The organism is Pedococcus sp. P1_H8, from assembly GCF_056405175.1.
In genome coordinates this window covers 1-435 of the sequence record NZ_JBFUCP010000253.1, presented here as the reverse complement: position 1 = coordinate 435, position 435 = coordinate 1, and the positions used below count along the sequence as shown (strand labels likewise).

The 435-nt window shown below is 72.4% G+C and carries 1 protein-coding gene; it reads right to left on the bottom strand.

Annotation, left to right across the window (positions count from 1 at the left end; translation table 11 throughout):
- Nucleotides 1-435, bottom strand: a 435-nt coding sequence (locus AC1DYG_RS19855; protein ID WP_477641564.1) for a septum formation family protein, incomplete at both ends; no start/stop codon positions are given.

Sequence of the window (435 nt, the reverse complement as noted above, 5' to 3'; positions counted from 1 at the left end):
GTGATCGGCTGCAGCGTGCCGGTGGTGCCGGAGTTCTGCAGACCGCAGCGCACCGTGCGCTCGCCCGCCGCCCAGCCGGCCTCGCCGGGGTTGATCAGGCCGACGCTGTACTTGCCGTGCGGGTCGTACCGGGCGCCGAGGTACTCGTTGACCGCGGGCGCGCAGTGCTCGTCGCGCAGCTGGGAGAAACGCAGCACGCCCGGGAACCGGGAGCCGGGCCCGAACTCGGTGCCGGGGAAGACGCTCAGGTCCACCTCGGCGGCCACCTCGAACAGGTGCTTGGCAGAGCAGTCCACCTTCGACAGGTCGCTGGCGTCGTCCTTGGTCCAGGTCAGGCAGTCGCCGACGGCTGCGGTGCCGAACGCCGTGCCCGCCACCGCGCCGGTGGACATCGGCCCGCCGGTGCTGGGGTGGCTGATCAGCTCGGTCTCGCTC